The sequence below is a fragment of the Streptomyces viridosporus T7A genome (assembly GCF_008704515.1).
GTDB classification, from domain to species: Bacteria; Actinomycetota; Actinomycetes; order Streptomycetales; family Streptomycetaceae; genus Streptomyces; species Streptomyces viridosporus.
This window is the reverse complement of the sequence record NZ_CP023700.1, coordinates 5,159,302-5,181,391: the sequence shown is the minus strand read 5'-3', so window position 1 is coordinate 5,181,391 and position 22,090 is coordinate 5,159,302. Positions and strand designations below refer to the sequence as shown.

Below are 22,090 nucleotides of genomic sequence, written 5' to 3'. Positions count from 1 at the left end.
CGGGTGACGCGATGACGCGGACGTCGTCGTTCCGATCCCCGAACACTCCCCCTGAGCTGCGCTTCCGCGCGCTCGGGGGGTCGTTGTCAGTGGGCTGCGATAGCTTCCGAAGTGCTGGGTGCGATGGTGCGCCACGGAAGAAGCCACAGGGGTGGGTGGACGATGACGAACAGCACGGCGACGACGGACCTGGACGCCCGGCTGGAGGCGCACCGGGTGGAACTGACCGGGTACTGCTACCGGATGCTCGGCTCCTCCTTCGAGGCGGAGGACGCGGTGCAGGACACGATGATCCGCGCCTGGCGCAGCTTCGACCGGTTCGAGGGCCGCTCCAGTCTGCGCTCCTGGCTGTACCGCATCGCGACCAACGTCTGCCTGGACATGCTGGCGGCCGGCAAGAAGCGCGCCCGGCCGATGGACCTGACGGAGTCCACGCCGCTCTCCCGGGCGGCCCTCTCGCCGCGTCCGGACCACACCTGGCTCGAGCCGGTGCCCGACGCGCGCGTGCTGCCCACGACGGACGACCCGGCGGAGGCGGCGGTCGCCAAGGAGTCGGTGCGGCTCGCCTTCATGGCCGCACTGCAGCAGCTGCCGCCCAAGCAGCGGGCGGTGCTGGTCCTGCGCGAGGTGCTGGCCTGGAGGGCGAGCGAGGTCGCCGAACTGCTCGACACCTCGGTCGCCTCGGTCAACAGCGCGCTCCAGCGGGCCCGGGCGACGCTCGCCGAGCGCCGGCAGCCGGGCGCCGAGGCCTCGGTCTCCGACCCGCTGGACGAGGAGCAGCAGAAGCTGCTCGAGCGCTATGTGGCGGCGTTCGAGGGGTACGACATGTCGGCGCTGACCGCGCTGCTGCACGAGGACGCCATCATGACGATGCCGCCGTTCGACCTGTGGCTGACCGGCACCGAGGACATCACGGGCTTCATGATCACGCTGGGGGCCGCCTGCGCGGGTTCGCGGCTGGTGCCGGTCCAGGTCAACGGCCTGCCCGGGTTCGCGCAGTACAAGCCCGATCCGGAGGCCGGCGGCTTTGTCCCGTGGGCGGTCCAGGCTCTGGAGGTCTCAGGCGACCGGATCACCGGTTTCCACTGCTTCCTCGACACCGAGCGGTGGTTCCCGCTGTTCGGGCTGCCCCTCCGCCTCGAAGCGGAGCCCGACCAGGTCGAGCAGGACGCATAGGGCCGGCGAGGGATCGCGCAGCCGGATCCGGCCCCCGGCCCGCCGTGCCGTGAGCTGGAGCCGGGCGAGCAGGTTCACGGCGGCGAGTCCGGGCGGCCCGAGCCCGCCCACGTCGCACACGACGACCGGGCCGGCACCGCTCCCGTCCAGCAGCGCCCGCAGCGCGTCACAGGGCCCGCTCACCTCGTCCCGGGTGACGGGTCCGCGCAGCACGAGTACGGGCGGTGTCATGGCATTCACGACCGGTAGACCGGGGGCGGGCGCGGAACTCATCGCGGGGATCCGCGGGGGCGGGGCACGGCGGGCGCCGCGAGGATCACATTGACCGGGCGCGGCCCTCCCCGGAGGGTGGGCCGTATGCGCCAAAGATCGTCTCCACCCGCGGTGTCCGGTCCGGCTCGCTGCCGCGAGGAGCCGCCGTGCAGGGGGTCCTGAGCGGGTTCGCCGTGATCGCGGTCGTCATCGGCGTCGGCTACGTCCTCGGCCGCCGGGGGCGTCTCGGGGGGCAGGGCGGCGAGGTCCTGACCACGCTCGCGTTCCACGTGGCGTCCCCGGCCCTGCTGTTCACCACGCTCGCCAGGGCCGACCTGTCGGTGGTCTTCTCCGGCCGGCTCCTGGTCACGGCGCTGAGCACGGCGGCGGTGGCGGGCGTCTTCGTGGCGGTGGGTGTCGTACGCCGCTGGGGCGCGGGCCGCACCACGATCGGCGCCCTGTGCTCCGGCTACGTCAACGCCGGCAACCTCGGCATCCCGATCGCCGTGTACGTCCTGGGGGACGCCTCCCTCGTGGCGCCGGTGCTGCTGTTCCAGCTCGTCGGGGTCACGCCGGTGGCCCTGACGGTCCTCGACCTGACCACCGCGGGCGCGAAGGGCCCGCTGTGGCGGCGGCTGCTCACGCCGTTGCGCAATCCGATCGCGGTGGGGTCGCTGGCGGGGGTGGCGGTGGCGGCGGCCGGGGTGGAGCTCCCCGGTCCGGTGATGGACCCGGTCACGCTGATCGGCAACATGGCGGTTCCGGCGGTCCTCCTCGCCTTCGGCATCTCGCTGCGCGGCAGCGCGCTGCCCCTGCGGGGCGGTGAGCGGGGCCCGGTGCTGCTCGCCGTGGCGCTGAAGGCGTTCGTCCAGCCCGCGGTGGCCTGGGCGCTGGCGGCGGGGGTCTTCGGGCTGCGCGGGGCGCACCTGCTGGACGTGGTGGTGACGTCGGCCCTGCCGGCCGCGCAGAACCTCTTCACCTACGCGAGCAGTTACCGGGTCGGCCGGACGCTGGCCCGGGAGGCGATCCTGGTGTCGACGGTGCTGTCGGTGCCGGTGCTGGTGGTGGTGGCGGCGTTGCTGGGGTGACCCGGGTCTCAGGGCGCGGGGAACTCGCCGGTGTCGATGACGAGGTCGAAGGGGGCGGGCAGCTTGATCGGTTCGCCGAACTTCGCGGTGCTCAAGGGGCGGTAGACGTCGCCCTTCGGCTCACCGTGGAGAACCGCGACCGGGCCGTCCGGGGGCCCAGCGGTCGACGAGGAGGTGGAACGGGATGCCCGCGGTGGCGCAGGCGGCGGGCTTGCCGACGCGGTCGTGGCGCGCGTTGGACTTGCAGGTCACCTCGACGACGAGTTCGGCGAGGGCGGCGGGGATGTGGGGGTCGGACTCCGCGTCCTCCCGCCTCGGAACCACCACGAGATCCGGGATGAGCGTGCCCAGGCGCGAAGGCACCGAGATCGCCGGCGTCTGGAAGATCCCCAGTCATCGGGAATCACGGAGTGGAGGCGACGCCGAATTCGTTCAGCAATCAAATGGTGACGGTACGCGGGAGCATGCGCTCACGGCGGTTCTCCAATCGGTGCGTCACCGGTCCCAGCATGCCGAACGGGACCGGTGGGGGTCCACCGGTCCCGTCCACCCGATCGGGGAAACCCCGGGTCAGGCGATGCGTTCCAGCACCACCGGCGACGGCGTGAAGTCCGTGCCGGGGGCGGCGATGTCGTAGGAGCCCTCGATCGCCTGCAGGGCGTACGCGAAGCGGTCCGGGGTGTCCGTGTGCAGGGTCAGCAGGGGCTGGCCCTCGGTGACCGGGTCGCCGGGCTTGGCGTGGAGCTCGACGCCCGCGCCCGCCTGCACCGGGTCCTCCTTGCGGGCGCGGCCCGCGCCGAGGCGCCAGGCGGCGACGCCGACGTCGTAGGCGTCCAGGCGGGTGAGGACGCCCGAGGCCGGCGCCTTCACCACGTGCTGCTCGCGGGCCGTCGGCAGGGGCGCGTCCGGGTCGCCGCCCTGGGCCGTGATCATGCGGCGCCAGACGTCCATCGCGGAGCCGTCGGCCAGGGCCTTCGCCGGGTCGGCGTCCTTCAGTCCGGCGGCGTCGAGCATCTCGCGGGCCAGGGCGAGGGTCAGCTCGACGACGTCCGCCGGGCCGCCGCCCGCCAGCACCTCCACCGACTCGCGGACCTCCAGCGCGTTGCCGGCGGTCAGGCCGAGCGGGGTCGCCATGTCGGTGAGCAGGGCCACGGTCCGCACACCGTGGTCGGTGCCCAGGCCGACCATCGTCCGCGCCAGCTCCCGCGCGTCCTCGATCGTCTTCATGAAGGCGCCCGAGCCGACCTTCACGTCCAGGACCAGCGCGCCCGTGCCCTCGGCGATCTTCTTCGACATGATCGAGGAGGCGATCAGCGGGATCGCCTCCACCGTGCCGGTCACGTCGCGCAGGGCGTACAGCTTCTTGTCGGCCGGGGCCAGGCCGTCGCCCGCCGCGCAGATCACCGCGCCGGCGTCGTCCAGCACGGACAGCATCTCCTCGTTGGAGAGCAGGGCGCGCCAGCCGGGGATCGACTCCAGCTTGTCCAGCGTGCCGCCGGTGTGGCCGAGGCCGCGGCCGGACAGCTGGGGGACGGCCGCGCCGCAGGCGGCGACCAGCGGGGCCAGCGGGAGGGTGATCTTGTCACCGACGCCGCCCGTGGAGTGCTTGTCGGTGGTGGGGCGGGACAGGGACGAGAAGTCCATGCGCTCGCCGGAGGCGATCATCGCGGCCGTCCAGCGGGCGATCTCGCTCCGGTTCATGCCGTTGAGGAGGATCGCCATCGCGAGGGCCGACATCTGCTCGTCGGCCACCTCCCCACGGGTGTACGCGTCGATGACCCAGTCGATCTGCTCGTCGCTGAGTTCGCCGCGGTCCCGCTTGGTGCGGATGACGGAGATGGCGTCCATGGCCATGGGTGGCGTTCCTTCCGGGGTGAGAAGGGGACGGCCCCTCCGGCCGACGGTGTGGCGGTCGCTCGGAGGGGCCGTTTCGGGAGTTACTTGGTGAGGTGCTGCGGGCCGAAGGCCTGGGGCAGCATCTCCGACAGCGGCAGGATGCCCGCCGGGGTCTCCAGCAGCAGTCCGGGGCCGCCGAACTCGTACAGCAGCTGGCGGCAGCGGCCGCACGGGACGAGGATCTCACCGTTGCCGTCCACGCAGGTGAAGTGCGTGAGCCGGCCGCCTCCGGTGCGCTGCAGCTCGGAGACCAGTCCGCACTCGGCGCACAGGCCGATCCCGTAGCTGGCGTTCTCCACGTTGCAGCCGGAGACCGTGCGCCCGTCGTCGACCAGGGCGGCGACGCCGACCGCGTAGCCCGAGTAGGGGGCGTAGGCGTGGGTCATGGCCTCCCGGGCGAGTGCGCGCAGCGCGTCCCAGTCGACGTCCGTCGCGGGCGGGGTCACTTGCCCTGTCCCTTCCGGTACGGCATGCCGTCCGCCTTCGGCATCCTCAGCCGCTGGGCGGACAGGGCGAGGACGACGAGGGTGATGACGTACGGCGTGGCGGAGACGACCTGGTTGGGGACCTCGTTGGTGCCGGCGTACCAGGCGAAGACGAGGGCGCCGACGACCAGGGTGATCACCGCGTGGACGTACTTCTTGCGGACCGCCAGCCAGATCGCGCCGATGACCAGCAGCAGCGCGCCGAGCAGCAGCAGGGCGTGCACGTTGGCGGAGCCGCCGCGCAGGTTGAGGCTGTCGGTGTAGCCGAAGAGGCCGGCGCCGATGGCGAGGCCGCCCGGCATCCAGTTGCCGAAGATCATCGCGGCGAGGCCGATGTAGCCGCGTCCGCTGGTCTGGCCCTCCAGGTAGAAGGGGTTGGCCACGATGGACAGGAAGACGCCGCCGAGGCCGGCCAGGGCGCCGGAGATGATCACGGCGAGGTACTTGTACTTGTAGACGTTGACGCCGAGGGACTCGGCGGCCACCGGGTTCTCGCCGCAGGAGCGCAGCCGCAGGCCGAAGGCGGTGCGCCACAGGATCCACCAGGTCGCGGGGATGAGCGCGACGGCGATCAGGGTCAGCCAGGAGACGTTGGTGACCAGTCCGCCGAGCAGGCCCGCGATGTCGGAGACGAAGAACCAGCCCTTGTCGTTGAGGTCCCGCAGCGCGTCGGAGAGGCCGGGCACGGTGAAGCTGCCGAGGGACTCGACCGCCGGGGACTGCTTGGCGGAGCCGCCCTGGTGGCCCTCGAAGGCCAGCGGGGCCAGGTAGCGGGTGGCGCCGAGGGCGAGGATGTTGATCGCCACACCGGAGACGATGTGGTTGACGTTGAAGGTGACGGTGACCAGGGCGTGCAGCAGGCCGCCGAGCGCGCCGCCGGCGAGGCCGACGAGGACGCCGGTCCACGGGCCCCACTGGAAGCCGGCCCAGGCGCCGAACCAGGTGCCGAGGATCATCATGCCCTCGAGGCCGATGTTGACGACACCGGCGCGCTCGGCCCACAGGCCGCCGAGGCCGGCGAGGCCGATCGGGACGGCGAGCTGGAGCGCGGTGGACATCTGGCTGACGTTGGTGATGCCGTCCGCGCCGGTGATCAGGCGGACGATCGAGGTCAGGGCCAGGGCTCCGGCGATGACCAGGAGCAGCACGGGCCACGACATGCGGCGGCCGGTCGGCGCCGCGGGCTGCAGCGAGGGCTGGTTGACGTCGGTCGCTGTGGTCGGAGCGGTCATCGGCCGGCCACCTCCTTCGTGGTGGTGTGGGCGGTGCCGGCACCGGCGCCGCCGAGGACGTGGCCCGCGGCGAGTTCCGCGCCGACCCGGCGCTGCTGGCGGCGCAGGCCCCACTCGCGGACGGCCTCGTAGGAGACGACGACGGAGAGGACGATCAGGCCCTGCATGATGACCGCGATCTCCTTGTCGTAGCCGTGGAAGTCCAGCTCGGGCGAGGCCTTGTCGAGCCAGGCCCACAGCAGGGCGGCGAAGGCGATGCCGACCGGGCTGTTGCGGCCGAGCAGGGCGATGCCGATGCCGAGGAAGCCGATGCCGGTGGGGAAGTTCAGGCTGTAGGTGTGGGTGTCGCCGAGCAGGATCGGCAGGCCCGCGAGTCCGGCGATGCCGCCCGAGAGCAGCATGGCGGTGAGCACCATGCGCTTGGGGCTGACGCCGCTGGCCGCGGCGGCGGACTCCGAGGCGCCGGAGGCGCGCAGGTCGAAGCCGAAGCGGGTGCGGTTGAGGACGACCCAGTAGCCGATGCCGAGCAGCACGGCGAGGATCACCAGGCCGTAGATCTCGCCGGCCTCGCCCATGTCGATGCCGGGGACCCAGCCGGACTCGTTCATCTCGCCGGTGGTGTTGTTGTTGCCGACCTTGACGCCGAAGACGGTCGGCAGCCACAGGTAGCCGATGACGGAGGTCGCGATCGCGTTGAGCATGATCGTCGCGACGACCTCGCTGACGCCGCGGGTGACCTTGAGGACACCGGCGATGCCGGACCAGAAGGCGCCGGTGAGCACGGCGGTGAGCAGCAGCAGCGGGATCTGCAGGACGGCCGGCAGGGCGGCGTGGGCGCCGACGATGGCGGCCGCCATGGCGGCGAGCTGGTACTGGCCGTCGACGCCGATGTTGAACAGGTTCATCCGGAAGCCGATGGCCACCGCGAGGGCCGCGATGTAGTACATCGAGGCCTGGTTGATGATCAGGACCTGGATGTCGGAGAACGTCGCCTGCTCGAACATCAGGGCGAACGGCTCGACCGGGTTCTTGCCGGAGGCGATCAGCACGATCGCGCTCAGCACGAAGGCCACGGCGAGCGCGATGACCGGTCCGGCCACTGCGAGGAGCACGCGCTCCCTGTCGAACTTCTTCATCAGCGGGCCTCGTCTTCCGGAGACTCGGAGGACCGGGAGGGGCCGGCCGAGGTCTCGGGGGTCTCTTCGTGTTCGAGGTGTCCGGAGGCCGCACCGGTCATGGCGGTGCCGAGCTGCTCCGGGGTGATGGTGGCCGGGTCGGCGTCCGCGACGAGCTTGCCGTCGTAGATCACGCGGAGGGTGTCGGACAGGCCGATCAGCTCGTCCAGGTCGGCGGAGATCAGCAGCACGGCGAGGCCCTCGCGGCGGGCCTCGCGGATGTGGTCCCAGATGGCGGCCTGGGCGCCGACGTCCACGCCGCGGGTGGGGTGGGCGGCGATCAGGAAGCGCGGCCCGTGGCTCATCTCGCGGCCGACGATCAGCTTCTGCTGGTTGCCGCCGGACAGGGAGGCCGCGGTGACGTCGATGCCCGGGGTGCGGACGTCGTACGTCGTCACGATCCGGCGGGTGTCCTCCTGGGCGGCCTTCGGGTCCAGCCAGACGCCCTTGGCGTTGGGCCTCTCGGTGACGTGGCCGAGGATGCGGTTCTCCCAGAGGGGGGCCTCCAGGAGCAGGCCGTGGCGGTGGCGGTCCTCGGGGATGTAGCCGATGCCCTGCTCGCGGCGCTTGCGGGTGGGCAGCGCGGTGATGTCCTCGCCCAGGAAGCGGATGGTGCCGGAGTCGGCGTGCCGGAGCCCGATGAGCGCGTCGACCAGTTCGGTCTGGCCGTTGCCCTCGACGCCGGCGATGCCCAGGACCTCGCCCTCGTGGATGGTGAAGGTGATGTCGTCGAGCAGGGCCTTGCCCCCGGGGGCCGCCAGGCGCAGCTTGTCGACGGTGACGACCGGGCGGTCGGTGACCGTGGACTCGGCCGTCTCCGGGGTGGGCAGTTCGCTGCCGACCATCATCTCCGCGAGCTGGCGGGGGGTGGTCTCGGCGGGGACGGCGGTGCCGACCGTGGTGCCGCGGCGGATGACGGTGATCTCGTCGGCGACGGAGAGGACCTCGCCCAGCTTGTGGGAGATGAAGATGACCGACAGGCCCTCGGACTTGAGCCCGCGGAGGTTCTCGAAGAGGGCGTCCACCTCCTGCGGGACCAGCACGGCGGTGGGCTCGTCGAGGATCAGGGTGGTGGCACCGCGGTAGAGGACCTTGAGGATCTCCACGCGTTGGCGGGCGGCGACACCGAGCTCCTCGACCAGGACGTCGGGGCGGACGCCGAGGCCGTAGCGGTCGGAGATCTCCTTGATCTTGCGCCGGGCCCTGGCGCCGATGCCGTACAGCTTCTCGCTGCCGAGCACCACGTTCTCGAGGACGGTGAGGTTGTCGGCGAGCATGAAGTGCTGGTGCACCATGCCGATGCCGCGGGCGATGGCGTCGGCCGGCGACGAGAAGGCGACCTGCTCGCCGTCGATCGCGATGGTGCCCTCGTCCGGCTTCTGCATGCCGTAGAGGATCTTCATCAGCGTCGACTTGCCGGCGCCGTTCTCGCCGACGAGGGCGTGGACGGTGCCCTTGCGGACGGTGAGGTGGATGTCGTGGTTGGCCACGACGCCCGGGAAACGCTTCGTGATCCCGGCGAGTTCGACGGCGGTCACCGGTTCGTTGACCGCCGCTCCGGCCGGAGGGCTGCTGGACGCGTTGATGGCGCACTCTCCTGGGGACGGGGGCCTTCTACGCGCGTAGCGCCCCTACGGCATACAAAAGGGCGGCACCGCACACCGACGGGGTACGGGGAGCCGGGCTCCCCGTACCCCGTCGAGCGGACGCAACCCCGCGGTTACCTGCTGCTCAGGGTCGTTCAGGGGACTCTCAGCTCGACTTGACCTTGATCTCGCCGCTGACGATCTTCTCCTTGGCCGTCTCGATGGCTTCCTGGAGCTCGGCGTCGTCCGCGAACTTCGGGTTGGAGTTCGACAGGCTCACCTCACCCGTCTTCAGATCGCCCTTGACGATACCGGTCGCGGGCTTGCCGTCCTCGACCGACTTAGCCAGGTTGTACACCGCCTTGGCGACGTCCTTCATCGCCGAGGTCAGGATCGAGTCCTTGTACTTGGCGAGGGCTTCCTGCTTGTACTGGTCGGAGTCGACGCCGATCGCCCACACCTTGTTGGCGGCGGCGGCCTCGATCACGCCCTGGCCGGACAGGCCGGCGGCCGCGTAGACGACGTCGGCCTTCTTCTCGATCTGGCCCTCGGCGGCGCTCTTGCCCTTGTCGGGGCTGGAGAAGCCGCCCTCCTCCGCCGTCTGCGTCAGGAACTGCGAGATCACCTTGACCTTGGGGTCGGTGTCCTTGACGCCCTGCTCGAAGCCCGCCCGGAACTTGTGGATCAGCGGAATGTCCACACCGCCCACGAAACCGACGACGTTGGTCTTGGTGGTCTCGGCGGCGGCGACGCCGGCCAGGTACGAGGCCTCCTCCTCGGAGAAGACCAGGTCGGCGACGTTCTCCGCCTCCACCGTGGCGTCGTCGACGATGCCGAAGGTGGTGTCCGGGTACTTCTCCGCGGCGCCCTTCACGGCGGCGGCGTAGGCGTAGCCGACGCCGATGACCGGGTTGTAGCCCTGCTTCGCCAGCGAGACCAGGCGCTGTTCCTTGTCCGCGTCCGTCTCGCCGTCGGTGGGCTCGACGTCGGCGGTCTCGTACTTGAACTCCTCCTTGGCCTGCTGCAGGCCCGCGAAGGCGGCGTCGTTGAAGGACTGGTCGCCCCTGCCGCCGACGTCGTAGGCGATGGCCAGGCCCTTGTCGCCCTTCGACTCGGACGACGAGCTCGAGGAGGTCGAGGTGCCGCCGCAGGCGGAGAGGGCGAGGGCCAGGGAGGCGGTCGCTGCGCCTGCGACCGTGATCCGGGAAATCCGGCGCATGGTGTGGTGCTCCTGTCGTACAAGCGCCGGACGGTTCAGCTGCGGCGCTGGCTTCGCCGCACATTAACGCGCGTAGACCTGCCTGAAAACCCCTTCTGTCCACCTTGTTATGCGGCCGTGCCCAAGCTGTCGTGGAGCTCTGGTCACGGTATCGCCGACAGCGCAGGCGGGGTGGCGGTGGGTGACGTGCGCGGGCGGGCACGGACGCGCGAGGCGGGCGGGTGCCCCCGGGGGCGCCCGCCCGCCTCGCGCGGATCCGCCGCGGCCGGCCCACCGGGCGGCCGCGGCCGGGGCACCTACTCCGTCTTCACCTTGATGGAGCCGTCGATGATGCCTTCCTTGGCCTTGGCCACGGCGTCCGTCAGGCCGGGGACCTCGGCCATCTTCGGGTTGCTCTCGGACAGGCCGACGCCGTTCACCTTGAGGTCGAACACCTGGGTGCCGGTGCGCGGCTTGCCCTCCTCGACGGACTTGGCGAGGGCGTACACCGAACCGCCGACCTCCTTGGTGGCGGAGGTGAGGATGAAGTCCTTGTGGCCGGCGAGGGCTTCCTGCTTGTACTGGTCGGAGTCGACGCCGATCGCCCAGACCTCCGCCTTGGCGGCGGCCTCGATCACGCCCTGCCCGGACAGACCGGCCGCCTGGTAGACGACGTCGGCCTTCTTCTCGATCTGGCCCTCGGCGGCGGCCTTGCCCTTGTCGGGGCTGGAGAAGCCGCCCTCCTCCGCCGTCTGCGTCAGGAACTGCGAGATCACCTTGACCTTGGGGTCGGTGTCCTTGACGCCCTGCTCGAAGCCCGCCCGGAACTTGTGGATCAGCGGAATGTCCACCCCGCCCACGAAACCGACGGTCTTGGTCTTGGTGGCCTTGGCGGCGGCGACGCCGGCCAGGTACGAGGCCTGCTCCTCGGCGAAGACGAGGGAGGCGACGTTCTCGCCCTCGACCACGGAGTCGACGATGCCGAAGGTGGTCTTCGGGTACTTCGCGGCCACGGCCTCCATCGCGGGGCCGTAGGCGAAGCCGACGCCGATGACGGGGTTGTAGCCCTGGCGGGCCAGCGAGGCCAGGCGCTGCTCCTTGTCCGCGTCCGTCTCGCCCTCGGTGGGCTCGACGTCGGCGGTCTTGTAGCCGAACTCGTCCTTGGCCTTGCTGAGACCGGCGAAGGCCGCGTCGTTGAAGGACTGGTCGCCCTTGCCGCCGATGTCGTAGGCGATGGCGAGGCCGAGGTCCTCCTTCTTCTTGGAGTCACCGCCGCCGTCTACCTTGTCACCGCTGGTGCCGCCGCAGGCCGTGGCGGCGAGTGCGAGTGACGCGACCCCCACCGCGACGCGGGCCAGTCTGGATGTCCGACGCATCTGAAGTTCCCCATTCTCCAAAGCCCCGCAGCGGGCGCTCGGTTCGGCGCACATTAACGCGCGTAGAAACTCCTGGGAACGGGGTTCCGCGGGGCCGTTATCCATTCGTGCCGATGGCCGGTCGCGCCCGGGTGAACCAGAGGGCCGCGGAGGGGCGATCGGCGCGACGCGTGCCCGCGCCGTCCCTCCCCCACCCGCGCGGTGAGCGGTCGTCAAAGCGGGCGGAGGAGGCGTGTCGGGGCCGCCGGGAGGGGGCGGGTTCAGCGCAGGGCGTCGAGGAAGGCGGCGGCGGTGAAGAGCTCCACGCCCACGGTGATGGCGTGCTCGTCCACGTCGAAGTCGCCCTGGTGCAGGTCGCGCACGGTGCGCTCACCGGGAGGGCGGACGCCGAGGCGGGCCATGGCGCCGGGGACGTGCTCCAGGTACCAGGAGAAGTCCTCGCCGCCCAGGCTCTGCTCGGTGCCCTCGACGGACTCCACTCCGCGCCGGGCGACCATGGCGTCGCGCAGCAGCGCGGCGGCCCCGGCCTCGTTGACGACCGGCGGGACGCCGCGCACGTAGGTGATCTCCGATTTGGCGCCGTGCAGGTTGGCCACCTCGTCGATGGCCGCGACCACGATGTCGGGGGCCTGCCGCCAGGTGTTCAGGTCGAGGCAGCGGACGGTGCCGGACAGTTCGGCGTGCTGCGGGATGACGTTGGGCGCGTGGCCCGACTCGATCCGGCCCCAGGTCACGGCGAGTCCGCTGCGGCTGTCGACGCGCCGGCCGACCAGGGCGGGCACGTCGGTGACCACGCGGGCGGCGGCGGTGACCAGATCGGTGGTCAGGTGCGGGCGGGCGGTGTGGCCGCCGGGACCGTCCAGGGCGATCTCCAGCCGGTCGCAGGCCGAGGTGATGGGCCCCTCGCGCAGCCCGATCCTCCCGGCGTCGACCCGGGGGTCGCAGTGCACGGCGAGGATCCGTCCGACGTCGTCGAGCGCGCCGTCCGCGACGGCGTCGGCGGCACCGCCGGGCAGCACCTCCTCGGCGGGCTGGAAGATCAGCCGCACGGGCCGGGGCAGCAGGCCCTGGCGGTGCAGTTCGGCGAGGACCAGACCGGCGCCGAGCACCACGGTGGTGTGCACGTCGTGGCCGCAGGCGTGCGCGCGGTCGGGCACGGTGGAGCGGTACGGGCACTCGGTCTTCATGTCGGGGATGGGCAGGCCGTCGATGTCGGCGCGCAGGGCCAGCACCGCCGCGTCGGTGCCGGCCTCGTCGTCCGTCCCGATGTCACAGATCACACCGGTCCCGCTGGAGAGCACCCGCGGTTTCAGGCCGGCCCGCTCCAGCCGTTCCTTGATCGCGGCGGTCGTGCGGAACTCCTGGTTGCCGAGTTCCGGGTGCATGTGCAGGTCGCGGCGGAAGGCCACGAGCTCGGCGCGCAGGGCTTCGGGCAGCGCGCCGGGAAGCACCGCTCCTCCGGGTAGGTCGACCTCGGTCTCCAGTGACATCAGTGGTTTCACCCTTTGAAGGGTAGGGCTCCGGGGCTGTCGGCTGACCCTCGATCAAGAAAAATCAGTCCGTTAGGGGAAGAAAACGCGGCCGCCCTACGCATAGCTGTCAATCGAGATGGGTAAACTGCCCGCTCTTTCACGGGGCGAGGGCCCCGTGACCTGCCGACCCGTGATGTCGATCACAGTCGCACCACGTTTCCGGCACCCATCCACTCCTCCACGATTACCACGCTCGGCCCAGCCCACGCGGACCGGTTCATCCGGCGGACACCGGATCGGCCGTCCGGGCGGACCGGTGACGGGTGCGCGGCGAGGGCCCGAGCGGGCCCGTGACGGGTGCGCGGCGAGGTCCGGGAGGGCCCGTGACGGGTGCGCGGCGAGGTCCGGGAGGGCCGGGGACGGCCCGCGGCGGGGCGGGCCCGGCTCGGCTCCGTGCCCGAGGGCGCGTGGCCGAGGGCGCGTGTCGGCGGCGCCGCGCGGGGCCCGCGGACCCCGCGATGCCCACGGGCCCCGCGACGCCCGGAGCCGCGTGGTCAGACCGCCGGCACCGCCGGCAGGTGGTGGGCGTCCCGCGCCGTGTCCGTGACGTTCGCCAGGAAGCCCCGGGCCCGGGGGGAGGCGTTCCGGGTCAGCCAGGCGGGGTCGATGTCGCAGACCGCGACGGTGACCTCCGTGCCGGCCAGGGCGAGCGGGAGGGTGTGCACGACCGTGGACGGGAAGCTGACGACGGTGCGGCCGATGGGGCCGCGGCGGGCGATCAGTTCCAGGGGGAGTTCGGGGCGGACGATCTCCAGGCCCGTGCCGACGGCCAGCCGGTGGAGTTTCTCCGTGCTCTCGCGGCGGTGGGCGAAGTAGCGGGTCGCCCCGTGGGTCTCGGCCAGGGACCGGACGGCCTCCAGATAGGCGTCGGCGTCCACCACGCCGGTCTCCACCAGGGACGTGCCCACCAGGTCGGCGCCCCGGGTGATGCGGGGCGGCCCGAAGCGGTCCCGGGTCCAGGCGAAGGTGTGGGCGGTGAGCGTGACGCCGGGCGGGGTGTCCTCCATCGGCATCGAGGAGAAGACCTCCACCCGGCGCTTCTCGCCCGGGGTGAGCCGGTGCCGGGCGACGGCCGACACCGGGGCGAGGAGCAGGTCGCGGGGGCCGGGGCGGCCGCCCTTGCGGTGCCAGCGGACCAGGCGTTCGCCCCGGGCCAGCTGGCCGACGAACTCCATGGTCGCCGTGCCGTCGTCGACGACGACGAGGTCACGGGCCCGGGTGATCGTCAGCAGGAGCTGGACGTACCGCGAGAAGGGGTCGCCGAGGACGATCCGGGAAGCCCGGCGGAGCGGGCCGGCCAGGCCGCCGATCGTCTGCAGCGGCGCGGCCGGGCCGCCCCGGGCCTCCTCCCAGCGGACCTCGTGGCCCTCCTCGCGGGCCAGTTCGGACATGCGGCGCAACTGGCCGCGCGTCATCGGGTCGACGGGGGACAGCACCACGAGGGCGAGCCCCGCGCCGGGAGCGTGCGCGTGCGCCCACTCCAGCACGTTCAGCAGCTGTACCGGACTCTCGACGAAGGCGAGGGTGTGGGGGCCGGCCTTCCCGGCACGGGGGCTCATCGACGTACGCCGTTCCCGTCTCGAGGGGAGTGGAGGATTCGGTGTGCTCAGACCGTCAGCGGTTCGCCCGCCGCCGCCGCGATCTCCGCCTCGGCGACCGCACCGGGGACGCGGCGCAGCTTCTTCATCGGGCCCAGCTCGGACTCGTAGACCTTCTTCACGCCGTCGCCGAGGGACGCCTCGATGGTGCGGATGTCGCGGACGAGGCGCGTCAGGCCCTGCGGCTCGACGGAGGCGGCCTGGTCGGAGCCCCACATGGCGCGGTCCAGGGTGATGTGGCGCTCGACGAAGACGGCGCCGAGGGCGACGGCGGCCAGGGTGGTCTGCAGGCCGGTCTCGTGGCCGGAGTAGCCGATCGGGACGTTCGGGTACTCCTGCTGGAGGGTGTTGATGACCCGCAGGTTCAGCTCCTCGGCCTTCGCCGGGTAGGTGGAGGTGGCGTGGCAGAGCAGGATGTTCTCGCTGCCCAGGACCTCGACCGCGTGGCGGATCTGCTTCGGGGTGGACATGCCGGTGGAGAGGATGACCGTGCGGCCGGTGGCGCGCAGGGCGCGCAGCAGCTCGTCGTCGGTGAGCGAGGCCGAGGCGACCTTGTGGGCCGGGACGTCGAACTTCTCCAGGAAGGCGACGGCCTCGGTGTCCCACGGGGAGGCGAACCAGTCGATGCCCTTCTTCTTGCAGTAGGCGTCGATCTGGCGGTACTCCTCCTCGCCGAACTCCACGCGGTGGCGGTAGTCGATGTACGTCATCCGGCCCCAGGGGGTGTCGCGCTCGATGTCCCACTGGTCGCGCGGGGTGCAGATCTCGGGCGTGCGCTTCTGGAACTTGACCGCGTCGCAGCCGGCCTCGGCGGCGGCGTCGATCAGCTTGAAGGCGTTCTCGATGTCGCCGTTGTGGTTGATGCCGATCTCGCCGGTCACGTAGACGGGACGGCCGGGGCCGGCCTCGCGGGGACCGAGGGTGCGGATGCGGGAGTTGCTCATGACAGGGGTTTCCTTACTTGGGGAGGGAATCGAGAGAGGGACCGAGGATCCAGCCGGCGATCTCCCGGATCGCGCCGTCGCCGCCGGGGAGGGCGGTGACCGCGCGTGCGGCGCCGCGTACGACGTCGTGGGCGCTCGCGACCGCCACGGGCCAGCCGACGAGGGCGAAGCACGGGAGGTCGTTGACGTCGTTGCCGACGTAGAGCACGCGCTCCGGCGCGATGCCCTGCTCCTCGCACCACTGCTTGAGGGCGAGGTCCTTGCGGTCGACGCCGTGCAGCACGGGGAGCTTCAGCTTGCGTGCGCGGGCGGCGACGACCGGGTTCTGCTCCGTGGACAGGATCAGCAGCTTCAGGCCGCTCCTGCGCAGGGCGGCGATGCCGAGGCCGTCGCCGCGGTGCACGGCGACGAACTCCTGTCCGGTGGAGTCGATCAGCACCCGGTCGTCGGTCTGGGTGCCGTCGAAGTCGAGGACGACCGCGTCGATGTCCTCGGCCGCGGGGAGGCGGGCGGGGGAATCGGCGGCGAGGCGGGCGGGGGGATCGGCGGGGAGGGTGCCGGGCCGCGCCGCGTCGAGGAGCGGGGCGAGGGCGCGGGCCCGGGCGAGGTCGTGCGGGTCGTCGACCTCCAGCACGCGGGCGGGGTCGGTGCGCACGAGTTCGGTGCGGCCGAAGAAGCGGTGCCGGTGCTCGCGGAAGCCGGCCGCGTCCATGGCGTAGGCGGCGCCGGTCTCCAGCAGGTCCTGGGGGCGGTCCTGGCGGCGGGGGCGGAAGGACTTGTCGTGGTTGACGCCGTGACCGCCGCCGGGGGCGTCCGGTCCGGCGTCGGCGGCCTCCGCGGAGGCGTCCCGCCAGAGGAAGCCGTGGAAGGGGGCGACGGTGACCGCGGTGTCCGCGCCCCGGTCGACGACCGCGCCGGCCACGCCGTCGACGTCCTCGCCCAGCAGGAAGGGGCTGGTGCACTGCACGAGCAGGACGACGTCCACCGGGGCGCCGTGCAGGGCCTCGTGGGCCTCCAGGGCGTGCAGGACGGCGGCCTCGGAGGTGGCGGTGTCGCCGGCGATGGCGGCGGGCCGCAGCACGACCTCGGCGCCGGCCTGCCGGGCGACGGCGGCGATGGCCTGGTCGTCGGTGGAGACCACCACGTCGGTGACGTACCGGGCGGCGCGGCACGCGCGCACGGCCCGCGCCACCAGGGGCACGCCGCCGACGGGGGCGAGGTTCTTCGCGGGCACGCCCTTGGAGCCGCCGCGTGCGGGGATCACCGCGAGCACCCGGCGCTCCTTTGGGCTCTCGGCCGCGCTCGGGCGGGGGGTGTCCCCACCGGCGTCCTGGCCCGTCGGCGGGTGGGACATGGGATCAGCTCCTCGGGCGGGTGTCGGGGCGGAGAACGGGGCGGTCACAGCTCGCCCATCCGGCGGATCACCGGGGCCACGCGCTGCACGCCGTGCCGGTAGGCGCCGCGCGCCGCCCGGCGCACGATCTGCCGGACCGGTCCGGGCTCCCGGTCGGCGGTGGGCGCGCCGGGCAGCGGGGTGCCGTCCGGGCCGAGGTGGTGGCGGGCGAGGACGCCGGGCAGGTAGCCGGGCGCGGTGACGGGCGTGTAGTAGGGGGTCAGCGGCGGCAGTCCGCCGGGGCGGCCGAGCAGCTCGGCGATGCGTGCGCGGGCGGCGTCGAAGGCCGTGGCGTAGGAGTCCCCTTCGGCGGCGACGCCCTGCCGGGCCACCCACTCCGCGTCGGGCACCGGGCGGTGTCCGGCGTCGAGCTGGTCCCAGGAGGCGAGGCAGCCGGAGCCGATGAAGTGGTGGTTGCCGAGCGCCTCGCGCACCCCGAGGTCGGTGAGGACCGCGGTCGGGATGCGGCGGTGCAGCGACTCCAGGGCGGCGGTGGAGCTGACGGTGACCAGCAGGTCGGTCCGGTCGAGGACCTCGCCCATGTGCCCGTAGACCAGGCGGAGGTTGGACGGCAGGTCCAGCCGCTGGGCGAGTTTCTGGTAGGGCAGTTCCTCGAGGTGCGTGGTGTGTTCGCCGGGCTTGGAGCGCAGCTTCAGCAGCACCTCGCGCCCAGGGTGCCGGCGGGCGTGCCGCACCAGCCGGTCCAGCAGGTACGCGCGGTCTCGGCGGCTCTCCGGGACGGAGGGCTGGGCGGCGAAGACGACCGTGCGGAGCTCGTGTGCGCCGGCGTGGGGGGCCCCGCCGAGGAAGGGCAGCGCGACCTCGGTCACCGAGGAGGCGTCGGCGCCCACGCCCTCGTACACGGCGCGGAAGCGGTCCGCGTCCTGGCGGGAGTTGGCCAGCACGAGGTCGGCGCCGTGGCGCAGCAGCAGGCCGTCGGCGAGCTTCTCGTAGACGACGCCGACGTACCCGGTGACGACGACGGGCCGCCGCGGCCGGTCCTCCCACACCCGCCGCAGTCCGTGCAGCATCGCCTGCACACCGCCGCCGACCAGGGCGAGCACGAGGACGTCGTACGGCTCCTCGCGCATCGCGCGCAGGAACTCGGCGGCGGTCACCTCGCGCAGCGAGTCGGCGCGGACGCCGACCTCGCCGAGCTGGCGGGCGGTGGGGGTGGCGCGGCCCCGCAGCAGGTATCCGTCCAGGCGGAGGCCGGCGTCGGCCGGGTCCCCCGGATGTCCGGGTCCCGTCGGCGCGACGCGGTTCGCGGTGAGAGCGCCCCATTTCCACCGGGTGTCGGAATCCGCGAGGACCGCCACTCTGAGGGGCTTCGTTGCACTTGCTGGCACGCCGAAGACGCTAGGAAGCGAATTCTAGGTATGGCCCAACCGTGAATCAACGAAGCGTTAACAACACCCCACCGAGAGCCGAACCGGCCTGCGGAAACCGGGGAAATACGTGGGGTGCACCGTACCGACACATCGAGTTCACCCGCCGTACGGCCACCGGAAATTCACCGATCCGGGCGGCCTCCTAGGGTTTTTCGGGTGCCGAAGCTCTCCGTGATTGTCCCGTTCTACAACGTTCAGCAATACGCCCAGGACGCCCTCACCAGTCTGCGCACGAACGCCCGGCCGGACTTCGAGTTCGTTCTGGTCGACGACCATTCCGAGGACGGAACCCCGGCGATTCTCGAGCGTGCGGCCGAGTCCCTCGCGGACGTCGCCCGGGTGCGCCACATCCGCCACGACAGGAACGGCGGGCTCGCCACCGCGCGCAACACCGGACTGGACGCGGCCCGGGGCGACTACGTGACCTTCCTGGACGGCGACGACTGGTTCGCTCCCGGCTACCTGTCCGAACTGGTCGCGGCCGTCGAGCGGTTGGGCTGCGACTTCGTCCGCACCGACCATGTGCGGGTCACCGCCCGCGCCCGGTCCGTGCACCGGGTGCCGGTCGGGTTGCGCGACGAGGTGCTGAACCCGCGGGAGGCGATCCTGCCCGCCGACCGGACGACCTCGGTGGACTACGCGTACGCCTGGGCCGGTGCCTATCACCGCCGGCTGCTGGAGCGGGGGTTGCTGCACTTCACCGACGGGCTGCGCACGGCCGAGGACAGGCCGTGGATCTGGAAGCTGCACCGCGAGGCGGAGTCGTTCGCCGTGGTCGGCCTGCTGGGGGTGTTCTACCGGCGCGGGGTCGCCTCCTCCCTCACCCAGATCGGGGACGTCCGCCAACTCGACTTCATCCGCGCCTTCGACCAGGTGATCGAGGAGACGGCGGCGGACCGCGACGCCGACCGGCTGCTGCCCAAGGCGGTGCGGACGTACTGCGCGATCATCGCCCACCACCTCTTCGACGAGGACAAGTTCGAACCGGCCGTGGCCAAGCGGCTGCGGGCGATGAGCGCGGCGGCACTCAGGCGCATGCCGCAGGACGCGCTCGACGACGTACTGGAGAGCATGGACATGCGACGTTCCTCCGCACTGCGGCGGCTGCGGCGCCGGATCACCACGGCGAAGGCGGCCGGCTGATGTCCCGTACCGCCCAGATCTTCTGCGCCTCGACGCCGCACGGCGCCGTCACGCTGGCGGCCGCGATCGAGTCCGGCTGCTTCACGGAGGCGGAGCGGCGGACGCTGCTGGTCCTCGACGACTCCGCGATCCCGGAGACCACGCCCTCCCTGGACGAGCTGCCGGGTTTCGCGCCGCTGCGCGAGCACTTCGACGACGTGCTGTCCTGGAACGAGGCCATCCGCCCCTTCCACCCCGGGGCCTGGACGCCGCGCTCCGACGACGTCCCGCTCCTGGAGCGCCATCTGCGGCTGTTGTGGGGGCTCGGCGACGACCGCGTGGAGCTGGTCCTGGAGTCCCTCCAGGTGCCCCCGGCCCTCACGGTGGCCCGGCTGTTCACCGGGGCCCCGATCCACGTCTACGCCGGCGGCCCCGTGAGCTACGGCCCCACACCCCACAAGATCGACCCGCTGGTGGGCACGCGCGTGCGGCAGCTGTTGCACCTGGACCTGGTGCCGGGCCTCACGCCGATGCTGCTGACCGAGTTCGGCGTGCCGGTGCGCACGGTGCCGACGCGCGCCTTCCGGAAGGCGGTGAGCGAGGTGTCCGGGTCCGCCGGCGCGCCGCCCGCGCTGCCGGACGGCGCGGCGCTGCTGCTCGGCCAGCACCTGTCCGCGCTCGGCGTCCTCTCCCCCGAGGAGGAGGACGACCTGCACGTGCGGATGGTGCGCGGGGCGGTCCGGCGCGGCCACCGCACGATCGCCTTCAAGCCGCACCCGGCCGCGCCGCCCCAGCACGGCCGTGTCCTGGAGACCGAGGCCGGCAGGCTCGGCGTGGACCTCACCGTCCTGGACACGCCCGTCCCCGCCGAGGTGCTCTTCGAGCGGACCCGGACCGCGCTGGTCGTCGGCTGCTTCTCGACCGCGCTGTTCACCGCGTCCGCGTTGTACGGCCTGCCGGCCGCACGGGTCGGCACCGAGCGGATCCTGGAGCGGCTGACGCCGTACCAGAACGGCAACCGGGTCCCGGTCGTCCTGGCCGACGCGGTGCTGCCGGACCTGGAGCGGGAGGAGGGCGAGGACGCCGTTCCCGCCGACGAGCTGGGCGACCTGGTCACCGCGCTCGGCTTCACCCTGCAGCCGCAGATCCACCCGTCCCTGCGCCCGGCCGCGGAGCGTTACCTCTCCCGGCACCTCGGCCCGCGCACCCGGCGCTACTTCAGGCGCGGGCGGCTCGCCTCGCTGGGACTGCCCGGCGGCGTCCCGGCGCGGCTCGCGCTCCTGTCCCGCAACCCCACCGCGCGCCGGGTGGTGCGGCGGGCGCGGGCGCTGAAGAGGGCCGCACGGGGCTGACGCGGCCCGCATGCCCGCCGACGAGAAGTCCGTGCACGACCGGGAGCCGGGCGCCCGGCTCGCAAAGCGGGCCGGGCGCCGTCCTCGACGACCACGCGGCCGCCGTGGCGGACGCGCACGGCGCACAGAAACTCCTGCGGGAGACCCCTGTGGGAGACCACCCGGTCGAACCCCGACGCGCTCCGGGACACCTTCCGTCCGGCGTGGGACACCGGAATTCACCGCCCCTTCGGAGGGAGTTCACTTCTGCGCGCTCCGGTCGACACCGCCCCGTCCGGGAACATCGCCAGCCTGTTCCGACCCCCGTTCTCGAGTGTGAGAGGCCCACGTGCCGAAACTGTCCGTCGTCGTCCCCATGCACAACGTGGGAGCGTTCGCCGAGAGCGCGCTGCGAAGCCTCGCCAACAACGCGGGCCCCGACGTCGAGTTCCTGCTCGTCGACGACTGCTCCACGGACTCCACCCCCTGGGTGATCGACCGCTGGGCGGAGAAGCTCCCGGGCGCCAAGGTGATCCGGCACGAGAGGAACCTGGGCATCGCCCAGGCGCGCAACAGCGGTATCGACGCGGCCGGCGGCGAGTTCCTCACGTTCCTCGACGGCGACGACTGGTACGGACCGGGCCACCTCGCCGCACTGGTGTCCGCCATGGAGGAGCTGGGCTGCGACTTCGCCCGCACCGACCACGTCCAGGCCACCGGCACCGAGCGGATCGTCCGGCGCCCCCCGGCTCCGGTGCGCAACGCCGTGATGGATCCGCGCGACGGGATCACCCCGGTCGACACGGAGACGATGGTCGACTACCCCTTCGTCTGGGCGGGGATCTACCGCCGGCACCTCTTCGACGACGGCGGCATGCGCTTCGCGACGGAACTCCGCACGGCCGAGGACCGGTTGTGGATCTGGCGCCTGCACCTGAGGGCCAGGACGTACGCGTCCCTGGGGCTGCACGGTGTGTTCTACCGGCGGGGCGTGGCGACCTCGCTCACCCAGGTCAAGGACTCCCGCCAGCTGGACTTCATCCCGGCGTACGACGCGCTGCTGCGGGACGTGCAGCAGGACCCGGAGAGCGACCGTTTCCTCCTCAAGGCCGTGCGCACCTACTGCGCCATGATCGCCTTCCACCTCGGCAAGGTGAACGAGTACGAGCCCTCGGCGGCCCAGCGGCTGCGGCGTGAGGCGAGGGCCGCGCTCCAGCGCATGCCCGAGCACGCGCTCGAGGAGACCCTTAAGACCATCGACAGCACTCGGAGCAGGTTGCTCGGCCGCCTGCGCAACGGGCGGAAGGCTGCCTGA

The 22,090-nt window shown here is 72.3% G+C and carries 18 protein-coding genes and 1 pseudogene; 5 read left to right on the top strand and 14 right to left on the bottom strand.

The genetic code is table 11. From position 1 onward, the window contains the following. Window positions 1-162: 162 nt before the first annotated feature. Window positions 163-1,176, top strand: a complete 1,014-nt coding sequence (locus CP969_RS24110) for a sigma-70 family RNA polymerase sigma factor (protein ID WP_016824882.1) — start codon at window positions 163-165, stop codon at window positions 1,174-1,176. Here CP969_RS24110 and CP969_RS24105 read toward each other — a convergent pair. Continuing rightward, window positions 1,060-1,449, bottom strand: coding sequence for an STAS domain-containing protein (locus CP969_RS24105; protein ID WP_144055253.1), 390 nt, complete (start codon window positions 1,447-1,449; stop codon window positions 1,060-1,062). The genes CP969_RS24110 and CP969_RS24105 overlap by 117 nt on opposite strands. 146 nt (window positions 1,450-1,595) lie before the next feature. Between CP969_RS24105 and CP969_RS24100 the strand changes: the two genes are divergently transcribed. Beyond that, window positions 1,596-2,516 carry an AEC family transporter gene (locus CP969_RS24100; protein ID WP_004984123.1) on the top strand — a complete coding sequence of 307 codons (921 nt, stop codon included), beginning with the start codon at window positions 1,596-1,598 and terminating at the stop codon, window positions 2,514-2,516. A gap of 8 nt (window positions 2,517-2,524) precedes the next feature. Here the strand turns inward: CP969_RS24100 and CP969_RS24095 are convergent. The 13 genes and pseudogenes from CP969_RS24095 to CP969_RS24035 all read right to left on the bottom strand — a co-directional run. Further along, window positions 2,525-2,980, bottom strand: a pseudogene (locus tag CP969_RS24095) (Uma2 family endonuclease); the annotation flags it as partial. A 106-nt stretch (window positions 2,981-3,086) separates the two neighbouring features. Next, window positions 3,087-4,364, bottom strand: coding sequence for a thymidine phosphorylase (locus tag CP969_RS24090; RefSeq protein WP_026084927.1), 1,278 nt, complete (start codon window positions 4,362-4,364; stop codon window positions 3,087-3,089). A gap of 89 nt (window positions 4,365-4,453) precedes the next feature. After that, window positions 4,454-4,858, bottom strand: coding sequence for a cytidine deaminase (locus CP969_RS24085; RefSeq protein ID WP_016824885.1), 405 nt, complete (start codon window positions 4,856-4,858; stop codon window positions 4,454-4,456). Beyond that, the gene (locus CP969_RS24080; RefSeq protein WP_004984126.1) at window positions 4,855-6,129 is read right to left on the bottom strand and encodes an ABC transporter permease; all 1,275 of its coding nucleotides are present in this window, start codon (window positions 6,127-6,129) and stop codon (window positions 4,855-4,857) included. Before CP969_RS24080 ends, CP969_RS24085 begins: the two co-directional genes overlap by 4 nt. Then, a complete protein-coding gene (locus CP969_RS24075) occupies window positions 6,126-7,265 on the bottom strand; it encodes an ABC transporter permease (RefSeq protein ID WP_016824886.1) in 1,140 nt (379 codons plus the stop codon). Before CP969_RS24075 ends, CP969_RS24080 begins: the two co-directional genes overlap by 4 nt. Then, the gene (locus CP969_RS24070; RefSeq protein ID WP_004984130.1) at window positions 7,265-8,842 is read right to left on the bottom strand and encodes an ABC transporter ATP-binding protein; all 1,578 of its coding nucleotides are present in this window, start codon (window positions 8,840-8,842) and stop codon (window positions 7,265-7,267) included. Before CP969_RS24070 ends, CP969_RS24075 begins: the two co-directional genes overlap by 1 nt. A gap of 214 nt (window positions 8,843-9,056) precedes the next feature. Continuing rightward, window positions 9,057-10,109: a BMP family lipoprotein gene (locus CP969_RS24065; RefSeq protein ID WP_004984131.1), complete on the bottom strand. Its 1,053-nt coding sequence runs from the start codon at window positions 10,107-10,109 to the stop codon at window positions 9,057-9,059. Window positions 10,110-10,405: 296 nt separating this feature from the next. Beyond that, entirely contained in the window at window positions 10,406-11,464 is a 1,059-nt protein-coding gene (locus CP969_RS24060) for a BMP family lipoprotein (protein WP_016824887.1), read from the bottom strand. Window positions 11,465-11,724: 260 nt separating this feature from the next. Then, window positions 11,725-12,954 (bottom strand): amidohydrolase, encoded by a 1,230-nt coding sequence (locus tag CP969_RS24055; RefSeq protein ID WP_016824888.1) that lies wholly within the window; start codon window positions 12,952-12,954, stop codon window positions 11,725-11,727. 536 nt (window positions 12,955-13,490) lie between these two features. Further along, window positions 13,491-14,555, bottom strand: a complete 1,065-nt coding sequence (locus tag CP969_RS24050; RefSeq protein WP_004984134.1) for a hypothetical protein — start codon at window positions 14,553-14,555, stop codon at window positions 13,491-13,493. 47 nt (window positions 14,556-14,602) lie between these two features. Beyond that, window positions 14,603-15,538, bottom strand: coding sequence for an N-acetylneuraminate synthase family protein (locus tag CP969_RS24045; RefSeq protein WP_004984135.1), 936 nt, complete (start codon window positions 15,536-15,538; stop codon window positions 14,603-14,605). Between the two features lie 13 nt (window positions 15,539-15,551). Further along, window positions 15,552-16,811, bottom strand: coding sequence for an N-acylneuraminate cytidylyltransferase (locus tag CP969_RS24040; protein ID WP_016824889.1), 1,260 nt, complete (start codon window positions 16,809-16,811; stop codon window positions 15,552-15,554). Window positions 16,812-16,936: 125 nt separating this feature from the next. Then, window positions 16,937-18,280, bottom strand: a complete 1,344-nt coding sequence (locus CP969_RS24035) for a DUF6716 putative glycosyltransferase (protein ID WP_026084928.1) — start codon at window positions 18,278-18,280, stop codon at window positions 16,937-16,939. 198 nt (window positions 18,281-18,478) lie between these two features. Here CP969_RS24035 and CP969_RS24030 point away from each other — a divergent pair, with 198 nt between their 5' ends. From CP969_RS24030 to CP969_RS24020, 3 genes are all read left to right on the top strand, one after another. Then, window positions 18,479-19,465: a glycosyltransferase family 2 protein gene (locus CP969_RS24030; protein WP_016824890.1), complete on the top strand. Its 987-nt coding sequence runs from the start codon at window positions 18,479-18,481 to the stop codon at window positions 19,463-19,465. Then, a complete protein-coding gene (locus CP969_RS24025) occupies window positions 19,465-20,796 on the top strand; it encodes a polysialyltransferase family glycosyltransferase (protein ID WP_016824891.1) in 1,332 nt (443 codons plus the stop codon). Before CP969_RS24030 ends, CP969_RS24025 begins: the two co-directional genes overlap by 1 nt. A 328-nt stretch (window positions 20,797-21,124) precedes the next feature. Beyond that, a complete protein-coding gene (locus tag CP969_RS24020; protein ID WP_004984140.1) occupies window positions 21,125-22,090 on the top strand; it encodes a glycosyltransferase family 2 protein in 966 nt (321 codons plus the stop codon).